Source organism: Treponema rectale (assembly GCF_014202035.1).
GTDB classification, from domain to species: Bacteria; Spirochaetota; Spirochaetia; order Treponematales; family Treponemataceae; genus Treponema_D; species Treponema_D rectale.
In genome coordinates, this window is record NZ_JACHFR010000001.1 from 729,330 (window position 1) to 744,392 (window position 15,063).

Consider the following 15,063-nt stretch of genomic DNA (forward strand, 5'->3'; position numbering starts at 1 on the left):
TTATGCTTTTTTGTATAGCCGGTGCATTTCTTTTTAATGTTTTTTTGACTCCGTTAATAATTCATTTCTGCACCAGATTTGGATTTTATGATTCTATGAATCCCAGAAAAATGCACAATGGAAAAGTATCCCGTTTAGGCGGAATCGGAATAATGGTTTCTTCTACGGCTGCCTTCTGCGTTTATGTTATTTTCTTTTCTTCAAGAGATTATTCCAGTCTCATGCCGGTTTTTATTTCAGGGCTGATTGTTTTTTTTGCAGGAGCTGTTGATGATTTTTTTAATCTGCCTGCAAAAATTAAGTTTTTATTTCAGATAATAGCCGCTGCGGTTGTTGCTGCAGGACCTTTGTACTTTAAGGAATTTTTTATTTTTGATGTGAGTGAAATTACCGGAAGGTTAATGACATTTGTGTGGATTATTTCCCTGGTAAATTCTTACAATCTGATTGACGGGCTGGATCTTCTTTGCAGTGGACTTAGTTTTCTGACTCAGCTTACCTTAGGAATTCTCCTTATATTCTGCAGCGAAGAATGTGCCGTTCTCTGTTTTATTTTTGCAGCTGCAACTTTTGCCTTTATGCTTTTTAACCGGCCTCCTGCAAGAATTTTTTTAGGAGATTCAGGAAGTCAGTTTCTTGGGTATTCAATAGCAGTGATTCCTCTTATTTATGATTTTGCATCTTTTGAAGACGTAAAGGCTGCTGTAATGGCTGTCCTCGTTTCCATACCTGTTATTGATGTTTTTGCGGCTATATGGAGACGTACAAGAGAACACCGTTCAATTTTCAGTGCAGACCGGGCTCATATTCATCATAAACTCATTAACATTGGTTTTTCTAAAACTACATCAGTATTAATTCTTTTAATGATTCAGTTTGTAATTTCTGTTTCTGTACTTTCTCTTCTGCTGATGAAAACTTTTACCCAGCGTTTTACGGTGCTGGCAATGGAAATGATGTTCATCTGCCTTGTCTTCATCATTCTTCATTTTGTTAACAGGACTGTAAATCGCCGTCTCCACGGGCACTTGTCTGAAGAACCGCAGGAATAACTTGAAAATTATATAATAATTTATGATACTGTTTTCATGGGTATATCAATTCGACCTGTAATAATAGATGATTATGATGAAATCTTTAAACTCTGGAATAGTACAGAACAGTCTAAAAAGGCGTTGAATCCGGTAGATGATAGTCGTGAAGGTATTGCACGTTATTTACGCCGGAATCCGGATACCTGCTTTCTGGCTGTTACAAATGACGGCTTTGGAAATGCTCCGGAAGTTGTGGGAGTGATTCTTACAGGACATGATGGCAGGCGCGGAATAATTCATCATATGTGCGTTCATCCGTCTTTCAGAAGACAGGGAATTGCCGGAATGCTTGTAAAAAAGGCAGAAGATGCTTTAAAAGCCGAAGGCATTAATAAGATTTTTGGACTGGTCTTTAAGGATAATGATCCTGCAAATTCTTTTTGGGAAAGTCAGGGATATACTTTGCGGACAAATTTAAATTACAGAAATAAAAGCCTGAATGATAAAGTTCCTCAGGGAGAATAAAAAAATAATAAGAAAGACAAATTTTATTATTGTTGCCTATAATCGGGATTCTGTCTACCAATATATATTTCCCGTCATTTGAGGCAGTTTGGAATGTAAGCGTCAATTTTCTGCCCTATCAGGCTATTAGAACCGTTGAAACATCAGATTTTTTAATCAATTTGATATTCCAAGGAAGAAGTTCAGACCAGTTTGAATCAGTCCAGCCGCTTGTGTCTGCGGCTAATTCAAAGATTGAAGAAAGATATTCTTCAGGATTGATATTGTTTATTCTAGCACATTCTATTAAAGAAAACAACAGGCATGTTGATCTGGCGCCGTCTTCAGAACCACAGAATAAGAAATTTTTCCTTGATAAAACATACGGACGTATTGAGCGTTCTGCGATTGAATTGTCCAGATAGATTTCAGGACAGGCAAGATAGTTCATAAGATGAGGCCAGGCTTTGATTGCATAATCCAGAGCTTTTCCAAATTTAAGGCTTTCAGGAACTGTCGGTTTTATTTCAGTCATCCAGTCATAGAATTCATCCATAATCGGCTTGATGATTTTCCTGCGTTTTTGAATAAACTCTGAATCTGGAAGATGCTTCTCTCTCAGTCTGTTTTCTTCGTAATACATTCGCTGGATGTATTTAATGGCAATGGCTGAGTTCTTTGATTTTCCGTTGAGCAGTGCATCGTAAAACTTTCTGCGGATATGTGCAGCACAAGCTACATGAACAATCTTGTCCTTTGGATGGAGAATCTTATGTTCTTTTAATGCAGCTTCATAACCTGGATATTCATCAGTCTGAAGCCATCCTTTGAATCCGTTTATGAATGGCCGGATGTGTTGAGGACTGCGGCTTTCAAAATATCTGTAAACTGCCAGCGGCTTATCTTTGGGACCGCCATGCGCAAGCCAGATGTAGGATTTCTTTCGCTCGGTATTCCCGTTTTCATAATGCAGGATTTGAGTCGTAGTCTCATCCATGTTTAAGACTTTCCCTGTCTTTATATGCTCCAGCATTATCTTTTCAAGGGGCTTAAGCTTTTCATAAACTTCAAGCTGCCATTTATCCATTGTAGCCCTTGAAAGATCTATTCCTTTTCTTTCAAAGTCTTTTGACTGTCTGTAATACGGCATATGGTTGCAGTATTTGTTTATGAATATATAGCTCAGAAGTCCTGGAGTTGCGATTCCATGAGGAATGATGTTCTCTGCTGCAGGAGCCTGACGGAAAACTGGATGTTCTTCATCGCCGCTTCCTTCACATACTCTGCAGGCATATACAGGATAGATATGTTTTTCAACATAGATTCTTTCCGGAATGATGTTGAGTCTTTCTGTGAACCTTTCCCCTACTTTTACAAGCTTTGCTCCGCAGCCGCATATCTTTTCTTCTTCAGGAATATCGTGATAAACAGGTACGCGTTCAAGATTGCCGGCAATCTTTTTTCGCCCGCATTTTCGTCGTTTATAGGCTTTTACTGTAAGTGTATTTTCTTCAAGGACTTCTTTTAATTCTTCACTGGTAAGCATTTCTGCTTCAAGAAAATCATCATCAAAATTATTAAATAATGAAAGCTGTTCGAAGGATTTTTCTGAACGGGAGCCGAAACGGTATGCCAGCTGTGTCTGAAGCCGTTCTTCCAGTCCGAGAATCTTAAGGTCTTTTTCCTTACCCTCTTCCTTAAGTTTCTTTATTTCTTCGTCCTTCTCTTTGATTGTAAAAATCTGAAAATTAATCTGTTCATCTTTTGAGGAAAGTAACTGCTCCTTTAAAATCAAAAGCTGCTGCATAGATTCAAGTTTAATCTTTGCAGCAGCAAGTTCTGTCAGTGCTTCCTGTATTGTCACTTCCCTTTTCATGTTTTAAATGTTAACAGATTTAAAAACATTTAAAAAGTAGGTTTGGGAAGTTTTTTATTAAGATCAAATGTTAATTATTACTTATTAATGATTTAATTTTATTTTTTACTTCTTCTAAAGCACATTTTTAGTCAAATTGTTCATATTTTAGTGGTTCATAGGCACAGAAAAAATCAATCCCTTTAAGCAGCATAATGACTTCATCAAGTTTTATTTCCTTTGCCTGTTCAATCGTATCCGGCCATGGCCATCTGCCCTTCTCCAAAGTTTTCTGGGCTATCCAGAATCCGTTAGTTTCCCACCATATCAGTTTCAGCAGTTTATGCTGACTGTTGCAGAACATGAAAACTGCACCGCTGAATGGATCCTGTTTCATTAAGTCATTTATTATATGGAGAAGTTCTTCCTTGCCGGTTCTCATGTCTGTTGTTCCAGGTCTCAGAAAAATACGTGCATTGCTAAAATCAAACATCATATGCTGGCCGCCGTTTGTAAGATTTTGAATAAAGTTGTTTCTTCTGTTGTAATGGGAACATCAATTTCAATTCCACCTGCCCTAACGGTAATTAATTCTTTACGGTCTATACCGACTGTAATTTGATGTTTTGATGCATGTGGAATATCCAGTTCAACAAATTCAGAAGCCTGGAATTTATCTGGCGATTCAGATTCGGGATGCTGAGATCTGTACATTTTTTCCTGAATCCAGGATCTCAATGCTTCCGGCTGGATGCTGTGCATCTGGCTGAATGTTTCGATATCCATATTTGAAACTGCAAACTCATTAATTAATTCTTCTTTGACTCGTTTTACTGGGAATATCATAAAAAAATCTCCTCGCTGTGAGGAGATTGTATATCTAAATTTATTCGCTTTTTAGGGGGTGTTAATTAGACGCTTACTTTGGAATACCCTATTTTTCTGCTTTACTTGTTATTTTATTTTTTTGAATTACAATCATATTCAGAATGAAGCATCAATTGAAGATTTTTTTCTTTTTTTTAGTATTTTTCATCACAGGCTGTTCTTACAAAAATCAACAGAATAAAAATCTCAAAAAACAGATTACAGGGGATACTGTTGCCCTGGACGCAGAAAGATTTCATTTAAAACCTGTTCTGGATTCTTATATTCCTCAAAAAAAAAGCTATAATTTTTATCTGACTTATAAAACTGCCCATCCCTGGTGGAATGCGGTTGCTCTTGGCATAGAAGACGCAGTAAAGCAGTTTGAACAGGCGGGGGTTTTTATTACCTATGACTATCTTGCCCCTGAAAAAATGTCGGCAATGGACCAGATTGAACGGATTCAGAAGGCTGCAGCTTCTCATTCTTACGATGTAATCGGAGTTGATGTTGCGGACATTCAGATTGTAACTCCCGTAATTAACAGATTAATGGATTCTGGACAGAAGGTTATGACTTTTTCCAGTTCAGATTCCGGAAAAGAAAACAACTGTAAAAGAATAGCTTATGTTGGAAATACCCATAACTATGAAGATGGAAAAATTCTTGTAGAAAGTCTCTGTAAAAGACTGGATTATACAGGCAGAATTGCCATGCTTGTAGGTAATCATGGAGCTCCCTGTCATGAAGAACGGGCTTTAGGCGCAAAAGCTGTTTTTGCAAAATATCCCCGGATTGAACTTGTGGCAGTAGAATATGATGAAGATCTTGAAGACAAGGCCTATGAGTTTTCAAAAGTGTTTATTGCAGAATATCCTGACTTAAGTGGAATTATCTGCTGTAACATGAGTAATTCAGTTGGAGCCGGACGTGCGGTTAAAGAAGCCGGCAAAGCAGATGAAATTATAATAACAGGTATGGATCATGACAGACGGGCATTAGAGTATCTTCGTGATGGAGTAATTTATGCCCTCGCCCTTCAGGATTGCTATGCCATTGGATTTGATACAATTACTACTGCTGTAAAAATTGCAGACGGGCTTCTTCCGGGAACCCTTTTTCCGGAAAAAACAGAAGAAACCACTACAGTTTTCTTTCAGAAGGATGCAGACTGGCTTTTACGTTCTCTTTATGGTGTAACAGAATAGGTGGATCTGAATGAAAATAAAAGAAAATATCATCGTTTTTACAGGTGGAATCATTATATTATTTTTGACGGTCCTGAGTACTCTCTGGAATGTTAACAGTGCACAAAGGCAGACTCACCTTGTTGCAGAGAGTGTAAGTAATTTTTATGTAGAGGAACTGGCAAACCGGCGGGTTACAATTATTTCTGATGCCTTAAAGCAGAATTTTCAGTATATGCACAATGCCATTGATTCAATTACGAAGGAAGACATATCTTCTGTTTCTTCCCTTCGCAATTATCTCGGCCGGATTAGAAAACTTTATGGAGTTGAAAGATTTTCTTTTGTAAATGAAGACGGACTTATCTACACCGCTCATTCTACAAGTTCAGGAAAAAGCAGGTATCCCTTTCTGGCAGAAGGGTTTTCTGAACCTCTTGTTACTACAGTAGTTAATTATGGTGGCGAAAAACAGCTTTTTATTGCCCTGCCCGTTTCCGGAATTACTTTTGACGGCAGGCAGATTACGGCATGCTTTGCACAGGTAAACATTGATCAGATGGTACGTTCCAAGACTTTCAGGACGGAAAACATGGAAACCTATTTTAACATCTATCTGAAAAATGGAGAAAGTCTTACGACAGTTCCTTTTGGAGGTGTTGAACCGGGCCGCAACATTCTTTCTGTAATTAAGGAAAATGATGAAAGCCGGGAAAGTTTTATTAAAATTACGGATGATTTTTTACATGAAAGAAAAGGCATGATTCATGTTCCTTACAGAAGGCAGGATGCCCACCTTTATTATACTCCCGTTGAAGAAACCGGCTGGATGCTTTCAATCCTTGTTTATGACAATGTAATTACCAGCCAGATAAGAGAAGGAAGCCGTACGATTGTAGCCCTTAATTACCTTCAGATTTTAACAACACTGCTTTTTGTTATAGTTCTCTTTGTTATCTTCGCCATCACCCTCCGAAAGAATTCAAGACTCGTTATAGAACAGGAAAAAAGAATATCTGAAGAAACAAAAAAAGCCTACGATAAATTACATAAAGAAACTCAGGGAATGCAGATTATCCACTCAATCATTCATTCAGGACCATGGACAATTGAATTTAATGAAAAAGGAGAAATTGAAAAATGTGTCTGGTCTCTGCCTTTCCGCAACATGCTGGGCTATCTTTCTGAAGAGAAATTTCCAGACAGGCTTGATTCCTGGGAAAATCTACTTCATCCGGATGATAAAGAACGGGTTCTGAAGGCCTTTTGGGATTCTGTAAATGATTATTCAGGCAATACAGTTTATGATGTAGAATACCGCCTTTTAACAAAAAATGAAGGCTATAAATGGTACCATGCTGCAGGTAATCTTATCCGGCGGGAAGACGGCTCCCCTGCTACTTGTGTCGGACTCTTTATTGATATTGATGAAAAGAAAAGTCTGAAGATTCTTTCTGAAACTGATCAGATGACAGGGCTTTTAAATCGTGTCAGTGGAGAAAAACAGGTTTCTGAGGAATTGCAGCATGGAAAAGGCGGGCTGTTTATTCTGCTTGATGTTGATCATTTTAAATTCTTTAATGATACCTTTGGTCATGGAGTTGGCGATAAGGTAATCATAAACGTTGCTGCCTGCCTTAAGACAGTTTTTCGTGATGATGACATTATTTTCCGTCTTGGAGGAGATGAATTTGCAGCTTTTGCCAGGAACATTAATAAAATAGATTCGGCTGATAAAATTATCAAGCGTTTTATTGACAGTCTTAAAACCATTTCAATTCCGGAACTTGAAGGAAAGTCAATAAATGCAAGTATAGGCGCCATAGTACTGCCGGAAGGACTGGTAAGAGATTTTGCAACCTGTTACAAGCTTGTAGATGACTGTGTTTATGTGAGCAAAAAGACCGATGGCCGTTCAGCTGTAACTTTTGCCCAGATATAGTTTACTGTTTACATATTTTTTATATAATAAAATCAAGGTATAAAATACTCTTAAAAGTTTATGTAAACAGAGGTTTATTCAAAATGAAAAAAGCAGTAAAAATTTTTGCAGTATTATCTGCAGCTGCCGGACTGGCGTTTTCATCCTGTTCAACGGATTCTGGAAGTTCACCGAAGAATGAATCAATTTTAGAAAAAGATGAATTGGATGGGAAAGTTTTAAAAAGAGAAAATCATTTAACAGATGCAACATATGGTGGTTATACTGTTATACAATCATACGTCTTTAACGATGGAGAATGTGAATATACAAAAGAACAGAAAGGTGATGAAGGTTCACAAATTTAAGATTCAGTATCAAAAAAGTATATTTACAATTATTCCTATGATTCAGAAAATAAAACTTTAACTTTTTCTCTAAAAAAAGCATTTCTGGATAATTCCTGGATAACTACTCCCCAGGAAATGATGCAGTTTAGAATTAATTCTGTTTCAGAGGCAGAACTTAAAAATAAGTTAACAGCTAACGATACTTTCATCTTAGCTGAAGACGATGAAAACTCGCTTAATAATTATCATTCGTATTTTGAAGAAGCTGCAAAAAGATTTGGCGAAAATGAGTTTGTGCCTTTCAAGATTCTTGTTGAAGAAGTTGAAGATGATTCAACTAAAAGAAATTTAATCTGGTATAAGCTGCCTTCAAAACTTGATGATGCAAATGCTAATTTTGCTTATAAAGAAATTGAAAGTTACCCGGAATATGATCTGGAGTTTGAAACCGTCAGCTGCATTTTTGATAAAGGTGCAGATTTCATGTTTAATGATAAAACTGATGATGAACAGTTAAAAAATATAACCGGTGCCTTTTACATAGAAAATGATAAAATTGTTGTAAAAAGTCCTGTTCTGGCTTTATACAACTGGAATGATGATAAAGAGACATACATTGTTTCCTGTGAAAAACTTTCCGAAAACATCAACCTTGATTATGTTGAAAACTCTGACGGATCATACAGTATTACTCCTTTGAATTTCCCGGAAATTCTCAGCAGTTACAATAACAAGGCATTTACTGTAAAAAATACAAATGAACCGGTAAGTGTTACATACAGCCTGATTACCGGGGAGTAAGGAAAATTTGCAATCCGCTGCCGGCAAAATATAAAGGTAAAAGTATGTATGCAGACTGGAATTATTTTGCCGACAGTTTACAGTAATCGCACTCCAGGCCTTTTACGTCAACCTTGCAGGTAAAGAGACAGCCGTCCAGTTCACCGGTCTGGCTGGTAGCTGCACTTGTGATAAAAAGAGTATCCAGCTTGTCTCCCGTAAAGCAGCAGGAGGTTACGTTTTTAGCAGGCACATTTACAACTGCAAGAAGAGAGCCGTCTTTTGTACTTCTCTCTTCTATGCGGCTGCCACCCCAAACGGCTACCCAGAGATTATCTTCAGAATCAATGCACATTCCATCTGTAATGCCCCGACCTTCTTCCATCCTGAACAAAATCCTGCGGTTTGAAATTTTGCCAGTCTTCAGATCATAATCATATTCAAAAACTGCATACTGTAGCGAATCAGAAAAATAGAACTTCTTCCGGTCTGAGCTCCAGGCAAGTCCATTGGAAATTTTAGTATCAGACTGCTTTACAGTTACTTTTCCATTTTCAAGACAAAACAGATTTCCGCTTGCGTCATGTATTCCATCATCAACGGAAGAACCAAACCAGACTCGGCCTTCAGGGTCAGCCTTTACGTCATTTGAACGCTGCCAGGGTTTATAATATTCAGAAAGATTTTTGATAAGAAGAGGTTTAGTGCCATCTGCATTTTCAAGATAAAGACCATCTGTTCCGGCAATCAGATAAGTGCCGGGTTTTTCAGCCGGAACCGCAGAGCCGATTGCCTGTCCGTAACTAAAACACCTTCGGGTTCCATCTGCTCCAAGGGTAAAAAATTTTCCTTCCGTAATATCAACCCAGGAAAGGGTTTTTGTGCGGGCATCATAAAAAGGAGACTCTCCGAGCGTGTGTTTTTCTTTTAAGAAAAGTTCAGCTGTATAAGTTTTGATTTGGTTTATCATAAAAACATCCTGTCACAAAATTTTACATAACTCATCAGTTTGAATATAGCTTTAATGTTTTAAAATCATTTCTTTCAGTTTCAGTCCGTTTTTAGCCCCACTGCCGTTGGGATGATTGTTAAAGTATACCTGAACTTTTTTCCCTTCCCGTACTGCCGCATTTATTATGGGAACAAACTGAGTCAATTCATTTTCCGAATAATCATAGCAATATCGGGCACTGCCGCCAGGAGATTCACCTGCTGCAGACGTCGCTTTCGCGCCGTTTGCATGAGTGGAAATTATTGACGTTTGCGCCTTCGGCGCATGCGCATACATCGCTTTCGCTCCGTTTGCATGAGTGGAAATTATTGACGTTTGCGCCTTCGGCGCATGCGCATACGTCGCTTTCGCGCCGTTTGCATGAGTGGAAACTATTGACGTTTGCGCCTTTGGCGCATGCGCATACCAGGCACTGGCATTCCGCCCGTGAAGCCGGAGATAAGCCTTGTTTCCAATAAAGGGAGTTTTTGTCAGCGTTCCATCCGGAAGGTTTTTAAGCCGGGGCATGTCACAGAACACGATTCCTGCATTCCGTTTTTCGAGCCCTTCAAAAACGCTGTCCTTTATCCATTCCTTGTGACGGAATTCTATCATCACCGGAAAGCCTTCAAACTTTTGAATCAAGTTTGCAAGGTAAATGCGGTTATCTCTGGTGTAATGAAAACTCTCCGGCATCTGGAACAGCACTGCAGAAAGACAGCCTTTCTGCTCCAGCGGAATTAAAGCGGTTTTGAAATCTTCAGCGGTGGTCTGCCAGGTTGAATCTGTTTCGTGGGTCAGAAGCCTGTTTGCCTTTATGCTGAACTGGATTCTGCCTTCACTCCGCTGGTAAAATGAATAAAGCCGTTCTGCCGTGGGCATGTTGTAAAACGTACTGTTCAGTTCCAGGGCATTGAACTGTGTGGCGTAGTAACTGAGAAAATCTTTACGTTTTAAATCCTGGGGATAGAAAACACCCTTCCATTCAGGGTAATCGTATCCGCTGGTACCGATTAAGACGGGGAACATTTTATCTTCTTTAAACAATTATTCCGGATTATATGATACTTTACCAGTTTATAATAGAGTCATAACATCGAAAAAAAAGGGTTTTATTATGGAAAACACAATTAATGTATTAATCTTCGTAGGAGGAATCGTTGATGCAGTGTAGTTCATCTGGCTAGAGCGTTTGAATGGCATTCAAATCCAAAGTTTTCAATTCTCTTAAAATAAACTCCCCCGTTCTGCTTGAGCCACTTATTGCAGCGTTTATAATCCGGGAAAATCCGCAGTACTTCATCATAAAATTCTTTTGAGTGATTCATGTGGTGGCGGTGGCAGAGTTCGTGCACTACTACACTATCAAGAATTTCCGGCGGCATCAGTACCAGAAGACAGTTGAAATTGAGATTCCCGTCTACAGAACAACTTCCCCAGCGTGACTTCTGCAGGCGGATAAAGATGCGGTTGTAGGAAATGTCTGCCATTTTGGCGTAGTACTCTACCCTTTGCGGAATTATTACCCTCGCCTTTTTCTTGATTTGTCTGATGTCTTCTTCTGTGAGAGGGCCCATGAAGTCAGCCAGTTTCGACTGCTTTTCAACCTTTTCGATCTGCTTTGTAATCCAGTCCTTTTTTTCGCGGATAAAGTTTTCTGCAACAAATGTCGGCGTTCCAAGCGGCACTTTTACGATGATTTTTCTGTCATCTGCCACCTGGATACTCATTGATCGTCGTCGTGATTTCTGGATTACGTAGGTTATTTTCATTTTACGAATTTCTTACGGACTTTGTAATCCAGATTTTTGTTGCGTTTTTTTCAGGCTTGCCTTGTGCAACATGAACATGAATTGGTTCAAGAGGTTCATTTTCATCTGCCCAGAAATATACCCAGTAAGAACCAATCTTAAAAACCTGAGGCATTTTCGAAACCACCTTTCTGGGCAAAATTCAAAATTAAATGAGCTGTTGATTCTATTATTTCCTGATATTTTTTTATTTCATCATCGGTAAAGCCGTTTATATTTTTCCATTTGTAGCCGGGAATAAAACAAGATGCGTTATGAAAACAGTCTTTTTCATCTGGCTTTTCAATATAAACTTCTACTTTTCCGTCTGGAAGCATTTCTGAGTGTACAATTTCTGTTTCATCATCTAATGTAAGAAAAGGATATTTCATATACTTGCCTCCCATTGATAATTATAACACAGGAACTTAATAGAGTCATTAGCAATGTCCCCGAGTTCTTTTGTTACAACATGGTCGCGGTAGCTAATTTTCATTCATAATTCAGCTGTATGTTTCAGTTCTTCATCTGTTTTTTCGTATGTAAAAATTTGGTGAATCTAATCCAGATGTAAAAGTCTAAAATGATTTTTCCAGTAATCAATCAGGCCGTCAGTTTTCATTTTGCTGAGTTCGGCACTTAAAGCAGAACGGTCTACCTGTAAATAATCTGCAAGTTGCTGCCTGTCATAAGGAATATCAAATTCTGCATGGGGGCTTTTTGCAGGCAGGCAGGATGAAAGATATGCCAGAAGTCTTCCTCTGATTGTCTTAGCATTTGTATGAAAGATCCGCTGTGAAAGATGAAGATTTTTATTCATGCTGATCTGCAGAATATTTTGAAGCAAAATTGAATTGATTTTATTGTCATCCTGTAAAAAAAGCTTTTTAGGTTTTAAGAGCATAATCTTGGAATCTTCAACAGCAACAACATCTACCATCAAAGGTTTGCCTGTTAAGGCATAAGTCTCTCCGAAAACCTTTCCGCTTCCAAGATTATCAATAATAGTTTTATTTCCCCAATAATCTGTGCTTTCTATTTGAATTCGTCCTTCAAGTACAAAGCCCATTACTTCTGTTATGCTTCCTGATTTAAAAATACACTCCCCTTTCTTTAGAGACTTTTCTGAACTTTCAAAAAGCTTTAATGCCTCTGGCAGGCTTTTTTCATCAAGGCCGGTAAAAAGAGGATGTTTAATCAGTTCAAGGATATTCATATTTTTAGTTTATTTGATTTTTGTTGTTTTAACAACATTCTTTTTAACCTCATACTGATAAATTAAATCCATAAAAAAGATTGAATCGAGGTTAATTATGATTAGAAAGATTGTTAAGATTGATGAGGAAAAATGCACTGGCTGTGGTTTATGTGCTTCTGCCTGCCACGAAAATGCAATTGTTATGGAAAATGGAAAGGCTCATCTTTTACGTGATGATTTTTGTGATGGATTTGGAGACTGTCTTCCGGCCTGCCCTGCAGGTGCAATTACAATTGAAGAGAGGGAAAGTGCAGAATATAATCCGCAGGCAGTTGAAATGCGAAAGCAGATTCTTGCCCGGCAGCAGGAGGAAAGTCCGATGCCACATCCTCATTCCGGAGGCTGCCCTGGAAGTGCAATGCATACGTTTAATCGATCTCAGGCCTCAGTCTCAGAAAATGAACCCTCAGCGAAAACATCAGTACAAAGCGAACTGATGCAGTGGCCGGTTCAAATCAAACTGCTTCCTGTTCAGGCACCTTTTTATGAAAATGCAAATCTTCTGATTGCCGCTGACTGTACAGCCTATGCATACGCTGCTTTCCATAGGGATTTTATCAAGAATCACATTACGCTCGTCGGCTGTCCAAAACTAGATGAAGGCGACTACACAGAAAAGCTTACAGCGATTATAAGTCAGAACAATATAAAAAGCCTTACTATTGTGAGAATGGAAGTTCCCTGCTGCGGAGGACTTGAACGTGCTGCAACAGATGCCCTTAAAGCAAGTGGAAAATTCCTTCCCTGGCGAATTGTTGTAATCAGCCGGGATGGTGAGATTTTGGAATAATGTCTGTTACTCTTTGTGCATCACAATAACTTAATTGTGTGATAAATAGTCATCAATATCTTCAATATCCAGCACCTTGTATCCGGCCTTAATGCAGAGATTTGCAAAAAGTCCATGTCCAGGGATTTTCTTACCAGAGAAAGTCCCGTCATAGATCTGCTTAATCCCACATGAAGGACTTCGACTCTGGAGAATAATCAAATCAGGATTTTCTTTCTGTACAGTTTTAAAAGCTTTTTGAGCACCGAGGGTAAACTCTTTTGTGATGTTTTTCCCTTCAGTGTTCATAACGTTGCCGTCTACAATTTCTGCAGAAGGACGTGGGGTTGGCAGTCCGCCTAAAACTTCAGGGCAGACTTTTATTATTTCGTGAGCCTGGAGAAACTCCATCATTTTCTGATCGAGGTTGTTTCCGCCGTTATATTTGCAGTTGTCCCCGGCAAGACAGGCGCTGACTATTACTTTCATATAATTTCCCAATGCCCGTTTTTGTCGGCACCAACTCGTTTAATAATTTTTTGATTCTGAAGTTTCTTCATATTCTCAATTATGCTCTTGCGAGTAATACCAATAATCTCTGCTAATTTTTCCTGTGTTACAAACGGTTTTTTCTTTATTTCTTCAAGAATCTTTTTCTGATTTGCAGTGAATTTTACAGTAACGTTTACAGTCACCTTTGGAGTAACCTCATTTACTGTATTTCGATTTGCTTAGTGATATCTTCGTTCATATTAAGTAATCCTCTTTTTAATAAATTTTATTATACCACAGTTTTATATATTTCTGAGCAATAATTTCATTTCTATATAAACTCTCATAACAATGATTTATACAACCGGTTCTTTTTATAGTAAGCTTTATAAGTTATAATATTTATAATATGGATGTCCTTAGTCCTGAAAACCGCCATAAAAATATGTCTCATATCCGTTCTAAGAACACTAAACCCGAAAAACAGATTCGTTCTGCTTTATTTAAGGCCGGTTTACGTTATCGTATCTGTGATAAACGCTATCCTGGAAAACCTGACCTTATCTTCCCCCGATACTATGCAGTAGTTTTCATAAACGGCTGCTTCTGGCACGCTCACGAAGGCTGCCGTTATTTTGTTTTTCCAAAATCCAATCAGGAATTCTGGAAAAAGAAATTTGAATCCAACAAAAAGCGGGATGCAGACAACCTCAAATATTACCAGGAACAATGCTGGAGGGTTTGCTTTGTATGGGAATGCGCCATACGAGGTAAAAACTCCAGACAGAAAATTGAATCTGTCAAAGACCAGATTATTCAGTGGTTAGAAGAACCAGAGGAGCCTTTTCTTGAAATTAAGGAGATTCCTTTACAGGCCTCTCTTTAAGCTTAAATCAGTTTTAAGCATCACTACTATTAGTATGATTACTGCAACAGACTTGAGCTTTTCAAACTTCCTTAGTCGAATCATTTTTAAATCAAAGCAAATATAAAGTTACAGTTTTTCTTGTACCGTTGTTCCTATCATCTTTGCACGAATTCAGTAAAGTCTTCATGGCCTTGTAATAATCAACAGTACGTTCAATGTCTTCTTTGTGCTCGGTACTTAAGCCAGCATGAAGCTTTATATCTTCCACAAGAGCCGCTGTATCTACAAGCCTTTCATTAAACATAAGCCGTGAAGAATCCGTATAAACAAACCCTGAAAATGAAGGACTATAAAACAGTTTCATATATGTAACTCCCATTTTTAGATATTGTAACAT

Annotated in this window: 20 protein-coding genes; 8 read left to right on the top strand and 12 right to left on the bottom strand. The window is 38.3% G+C overall.

The window, feature by feature from the left end; genetic code table 11:
- The first annotated feature begins 2 nt into the window (after nucleotides 1-2).
- Nucleotides 3-1,052, top strand: coding sequence for a glycosyltransferase family 4 protein (locus HNP77_RS03060; RefSeq protein WP_221266508.1), 1,050 nt, complete (start codon nucleotides 3-5; stop codon nucleotides 1,050-1,052).
- Between the two features lie 36 nt (nucleotides 1,053-1,088).
- On the top strand, nucleotides 1,089-1,559 hold the full coding sequence (locus HNP77_RS03065; protein WP_184651684.1) for a GNAT family N-acetyltransferase: 471 nt from the start codon (nucleotides 1,089-1,091) through the stop codon (nucleotides 1,557-1,559).
- A gap of 118 nt (nucleotides 1,560-1,677) precedes the next feature.
- Here HNP77_RS03065 and tnpC read toward each other — a convergent pair whose 3' ends face one another.
- The 3 genes from tnpC to HNP77_RS03080 form a co-directional block, all read right to left on the bottom strand.
- Nucleotides 1,678-3,414, bottom strand: a complete 1,737-nt coding sequence (tnpC, locus tag HNP77_RS03070; protein ID WP_184651685.1) for an IS66 family transposase — start codon at nucleotides 3,412-3,414, stop codon at nucleotides 1,678-1,680.
- A 127-nt stretch (nucleotides 3,415-3,541) separates the two neighbouring features.
- On the bottom strand, nucleotides 3,542-3,889 hold the full coding sequence (gene tnpB, locus HNP77_RS03075; protein ID WP_184651686.1) for an IS66 family insertion sequence element accessory protein TnpB: 348 nt from the start codon (nucleotides 3,887-3,889) through the stop codon (nucleotides 3,542-3,544).
- The gene (locus HNP77_RS03080; protein ID WP_184651687.1) at nucleotides 3,886-4,239 is read right to left on the bottom strand and encodes a hypothetical protein; all 354 of its coding nucleotides are present in this window, start codon (nucleotides 4,237-4,239) and stop codon (nucleotides 3,886-3,888) included. The genes tnpB and HNP77_RS03080 overlap by 4 nt, the downstream gene beginning before the upstream one ends.
- A gap of 143 nt (nucleotides 4,240-4,382) precedes the next feature.
- On the opposite strand from HNP77_RS03080, the gene HNP77_RS03085 reads away from it, so the two are divergent.
- The 4 genes from HNP77_RS03085 (at nucleotide 4,383) to HNP77_RS03100 (ending at nucleotide 8,519) form a co-directional block, all read left to right on the top strand.
- Nucleotides 4,383-5,468 carry a substrate-binding domain-containing protein gene (locus tag HNP77_RS03085; RefSeq protein WP_184651688.1) on the top strand — a complete coding sequence of 362 codons (1,086 nt, stop codon included), beginning with the start codon at nucleotides 4,383-4,385 and terminating at the stop codon, nucleotides 5,466-5,468.
- 10 nt (nucleotides 5,469-5,478) lie between these two features.
- Nucleotides 5,479-7,389 carry a sensor domain-containing diguanylate cyclase gene (locus tag HNP77_RS03090; protein WP_184651689.1) on the top strand — a complete coding sequence of 637 codons (1,911 nt, stop codon included), beginning with the start codon at nucleotides 5,479-5,481 and terminating at the stop codon, nucleotides 7,387-7,389.
- 83 nt (nucleotides 7,390-7,472) lie between these two features.
- Nucleotides 7,473-7,736, top strand: coding sequence for a hypothetical protein (locus HNP77_RS03095; protein WP_184651690.1), 264 nt, complete (start codon nucleotides 7,473-7,475; stop codon nucleotides 7,734-7,736).
- Nucleotides 7,737-7,853: 117 nt separating this feature from the next.
- Nucleotides 7,854-8,519, top strand: a complete 666-nt coding sequence (locus HNP77_RS03100) for a hypothetical protein (protein ID WP_184651691.1) — start codon at nucleotides 7,854-7,856, stop codon at nucleotides 8,517-8,519.
- A 61-nt stretch (nucleotides 8,520-8,580) separates the two neighbouring features.
- Here the strand turns inward: HNP77_RS03100 and HNP77_RS03105 are convergent, their stop codons facing one another.
- The 6 genes from HNP77_RS03105 to HNP77_RS03130 all read right to left on the bottom strand — a co-directional run bounded on the left by HNP77_RS03105 (nucleotide 8,581) and on the right by HNP77_RS03130 (nucleotide 12,495).
- A complete protein-coding gene (locus HNP77_RS03105) occupies nucleotides 8,581-9,468 on the bottom strand; it encodes an SMP-30/gluconolactonase/LRE family protein (RefSeq protein ID WP_184651692.1) in 888 nt (295 codons plus the stop codon).
- Between the two features lie 51 nt (nucleotides 9,469-9,519).
- Nucleotides 9,520-10,536, bottom strand: a complete 1,017-nt coding sequence (locus tag HNP77_RS03110; protein ID WP_184651693.1) for a DUF72 domain-containing protein — start codon at nucleotides 10,534-10,536, stop codon at nucleotides 9,520-9,522.
- Between the two features lie 128 nt (nucleotides 10,537-10,664).
- Nucleotides 10,665-11,261: a M48 family metallopeptidase gene (locus HNP77_RS03115; RefSeq protein ID WP_246428844.1), complete on the bottom strand. Its 597-nt coding sequence runs from the start codon at nucleotides 11,259-11,261 to the stop codon at nucleotides 10,665-10,667.
- A gap of 1 nt (nucleotide 11,262) precedes the next feature.
- The gene (locus tag HNP77_RS03120; protein ID WP_184651694.1) at nucleotides 11,263-11,415 is read right to left on the bottom strand and encodes a DUF4160 domain-containing protein; all 153 of its coding nucleotides are present in this window, start codon (nucleotides 11,413-11,415) and stop codon (nucleotides 11,263-11,265) included.
- Nucleotides 11,399-11,671, bottom strand: a complete 273-nt coding sequence (locus HNP77_RS03125) for a hypothetical protein (protein WP_184651695.1) — start codon at nucleotides 11,669-11,671, stop codon at nucleotides 11,399-11,401. The genes HNP77_RS03120 and HNP77_RS03125 overlap by 17 nt, the downstream gene beginning before the upstream one ends.
- A 167-nt stretch (nucleotides 11,672-11,838) precedes the next feature.
- Nucleotides 11,839-12,495, bottom strand: coding sequence for a Crp/Fnr family transcriptional regulator (locus HNP77_RS03130; RefSeq protein ID WP_184651696.1), 657 nt, complete (start codon nucleotides 12,493-12,495; stop codon nucleotides 11,839-11,841).
- Nucleotides 12,496-12,592: 97 nt separating this feature from the next.
- Between HNP77_RS03130 and HNP77_RS03135 the strand changes: the two genes are divergently transcribed.
- Entirely contained in the window at nucleotides 12,593-13,327 is a 735-nt protein-coding gene (locus tag HNP77_RS03135; RefSeq protein WP_184651697.1) for an ATP-binding protein, read from the top strand.
- A 30-nt stretch (nucleotides 13,328-13,357) separates the two neighbouring features.
- Here the strand turns inward: HNP77_RS03135 and HNP77_RS03140 are convergent, their stop codons facing one another.
- Both HNP77_RS03140 and HNP77_RS12340 read right to left on the bottom strand, forming a co-directional pair.
- The gene (locus HNP77_RS03140) at nucleotides 13,358-13,795 is read right to left on the bottom strand and encodes a 2-thiouracil desulfurase family protein (RefSeq protein ID WP_184651698.1); all 438 of its coding nucleotides are present in this window, start codon (nucleotides 13,793-13,795) and stop codon (nucleotides 13,358-13,360) included.
- Nucleotides 13,792-14,001, bottom strand: a complete 210-nt coding sequence (locus tag HNP77_RS12340; RefSeq protein WP_184651699.1) for a helix-turn-helix domain-containing protein — start codon at nucleotides 13,999-14,001, stop codon at nucleotides 13,792-13,794. The genes HNP77_RS03140 and HNP77_RS12340 overlap by 4 nt, the downstream gene beginning before the upstream one ends.
- 206 nt (nucleotides 14,002-14,207) lie before the next feature.
- On the opposite strand from HNP77_RS12340, the gene HNP77_RS03150 reads away from it, so the two are divergent.
- Nucleotides 14,208-14,684 (top strand): very short patch repair endonuclease, encoded by a 477-nt coding sequence (locus HNP77_RS03150; protein WP_184651700.1) that lies wholly within the window; start codon nucleotides 14,208-14,210, stop codon nucleotides 14,682-14,684.
- Nucleotides 14,685-14,775: 91 nt separating this feature from the next.
- Here HNP77_RS03150 and HNP77_RS03155 read toward each other — a convergent pair whose 3' ends face one another.
- On the bottom strand, nucleotides 14,776-15,030 hold the full coding sequence (locus tag HNP77_RS03155; protein ID WP_184651701.1) for a hypothetical protein: 255 nt from the start codon (nucleotides 15,028-15,030) through the stop codon (nucleotides 14,776-14,778).
- Nucleotides 15,031-15,063: the final 33 nt, after the last annotated feature.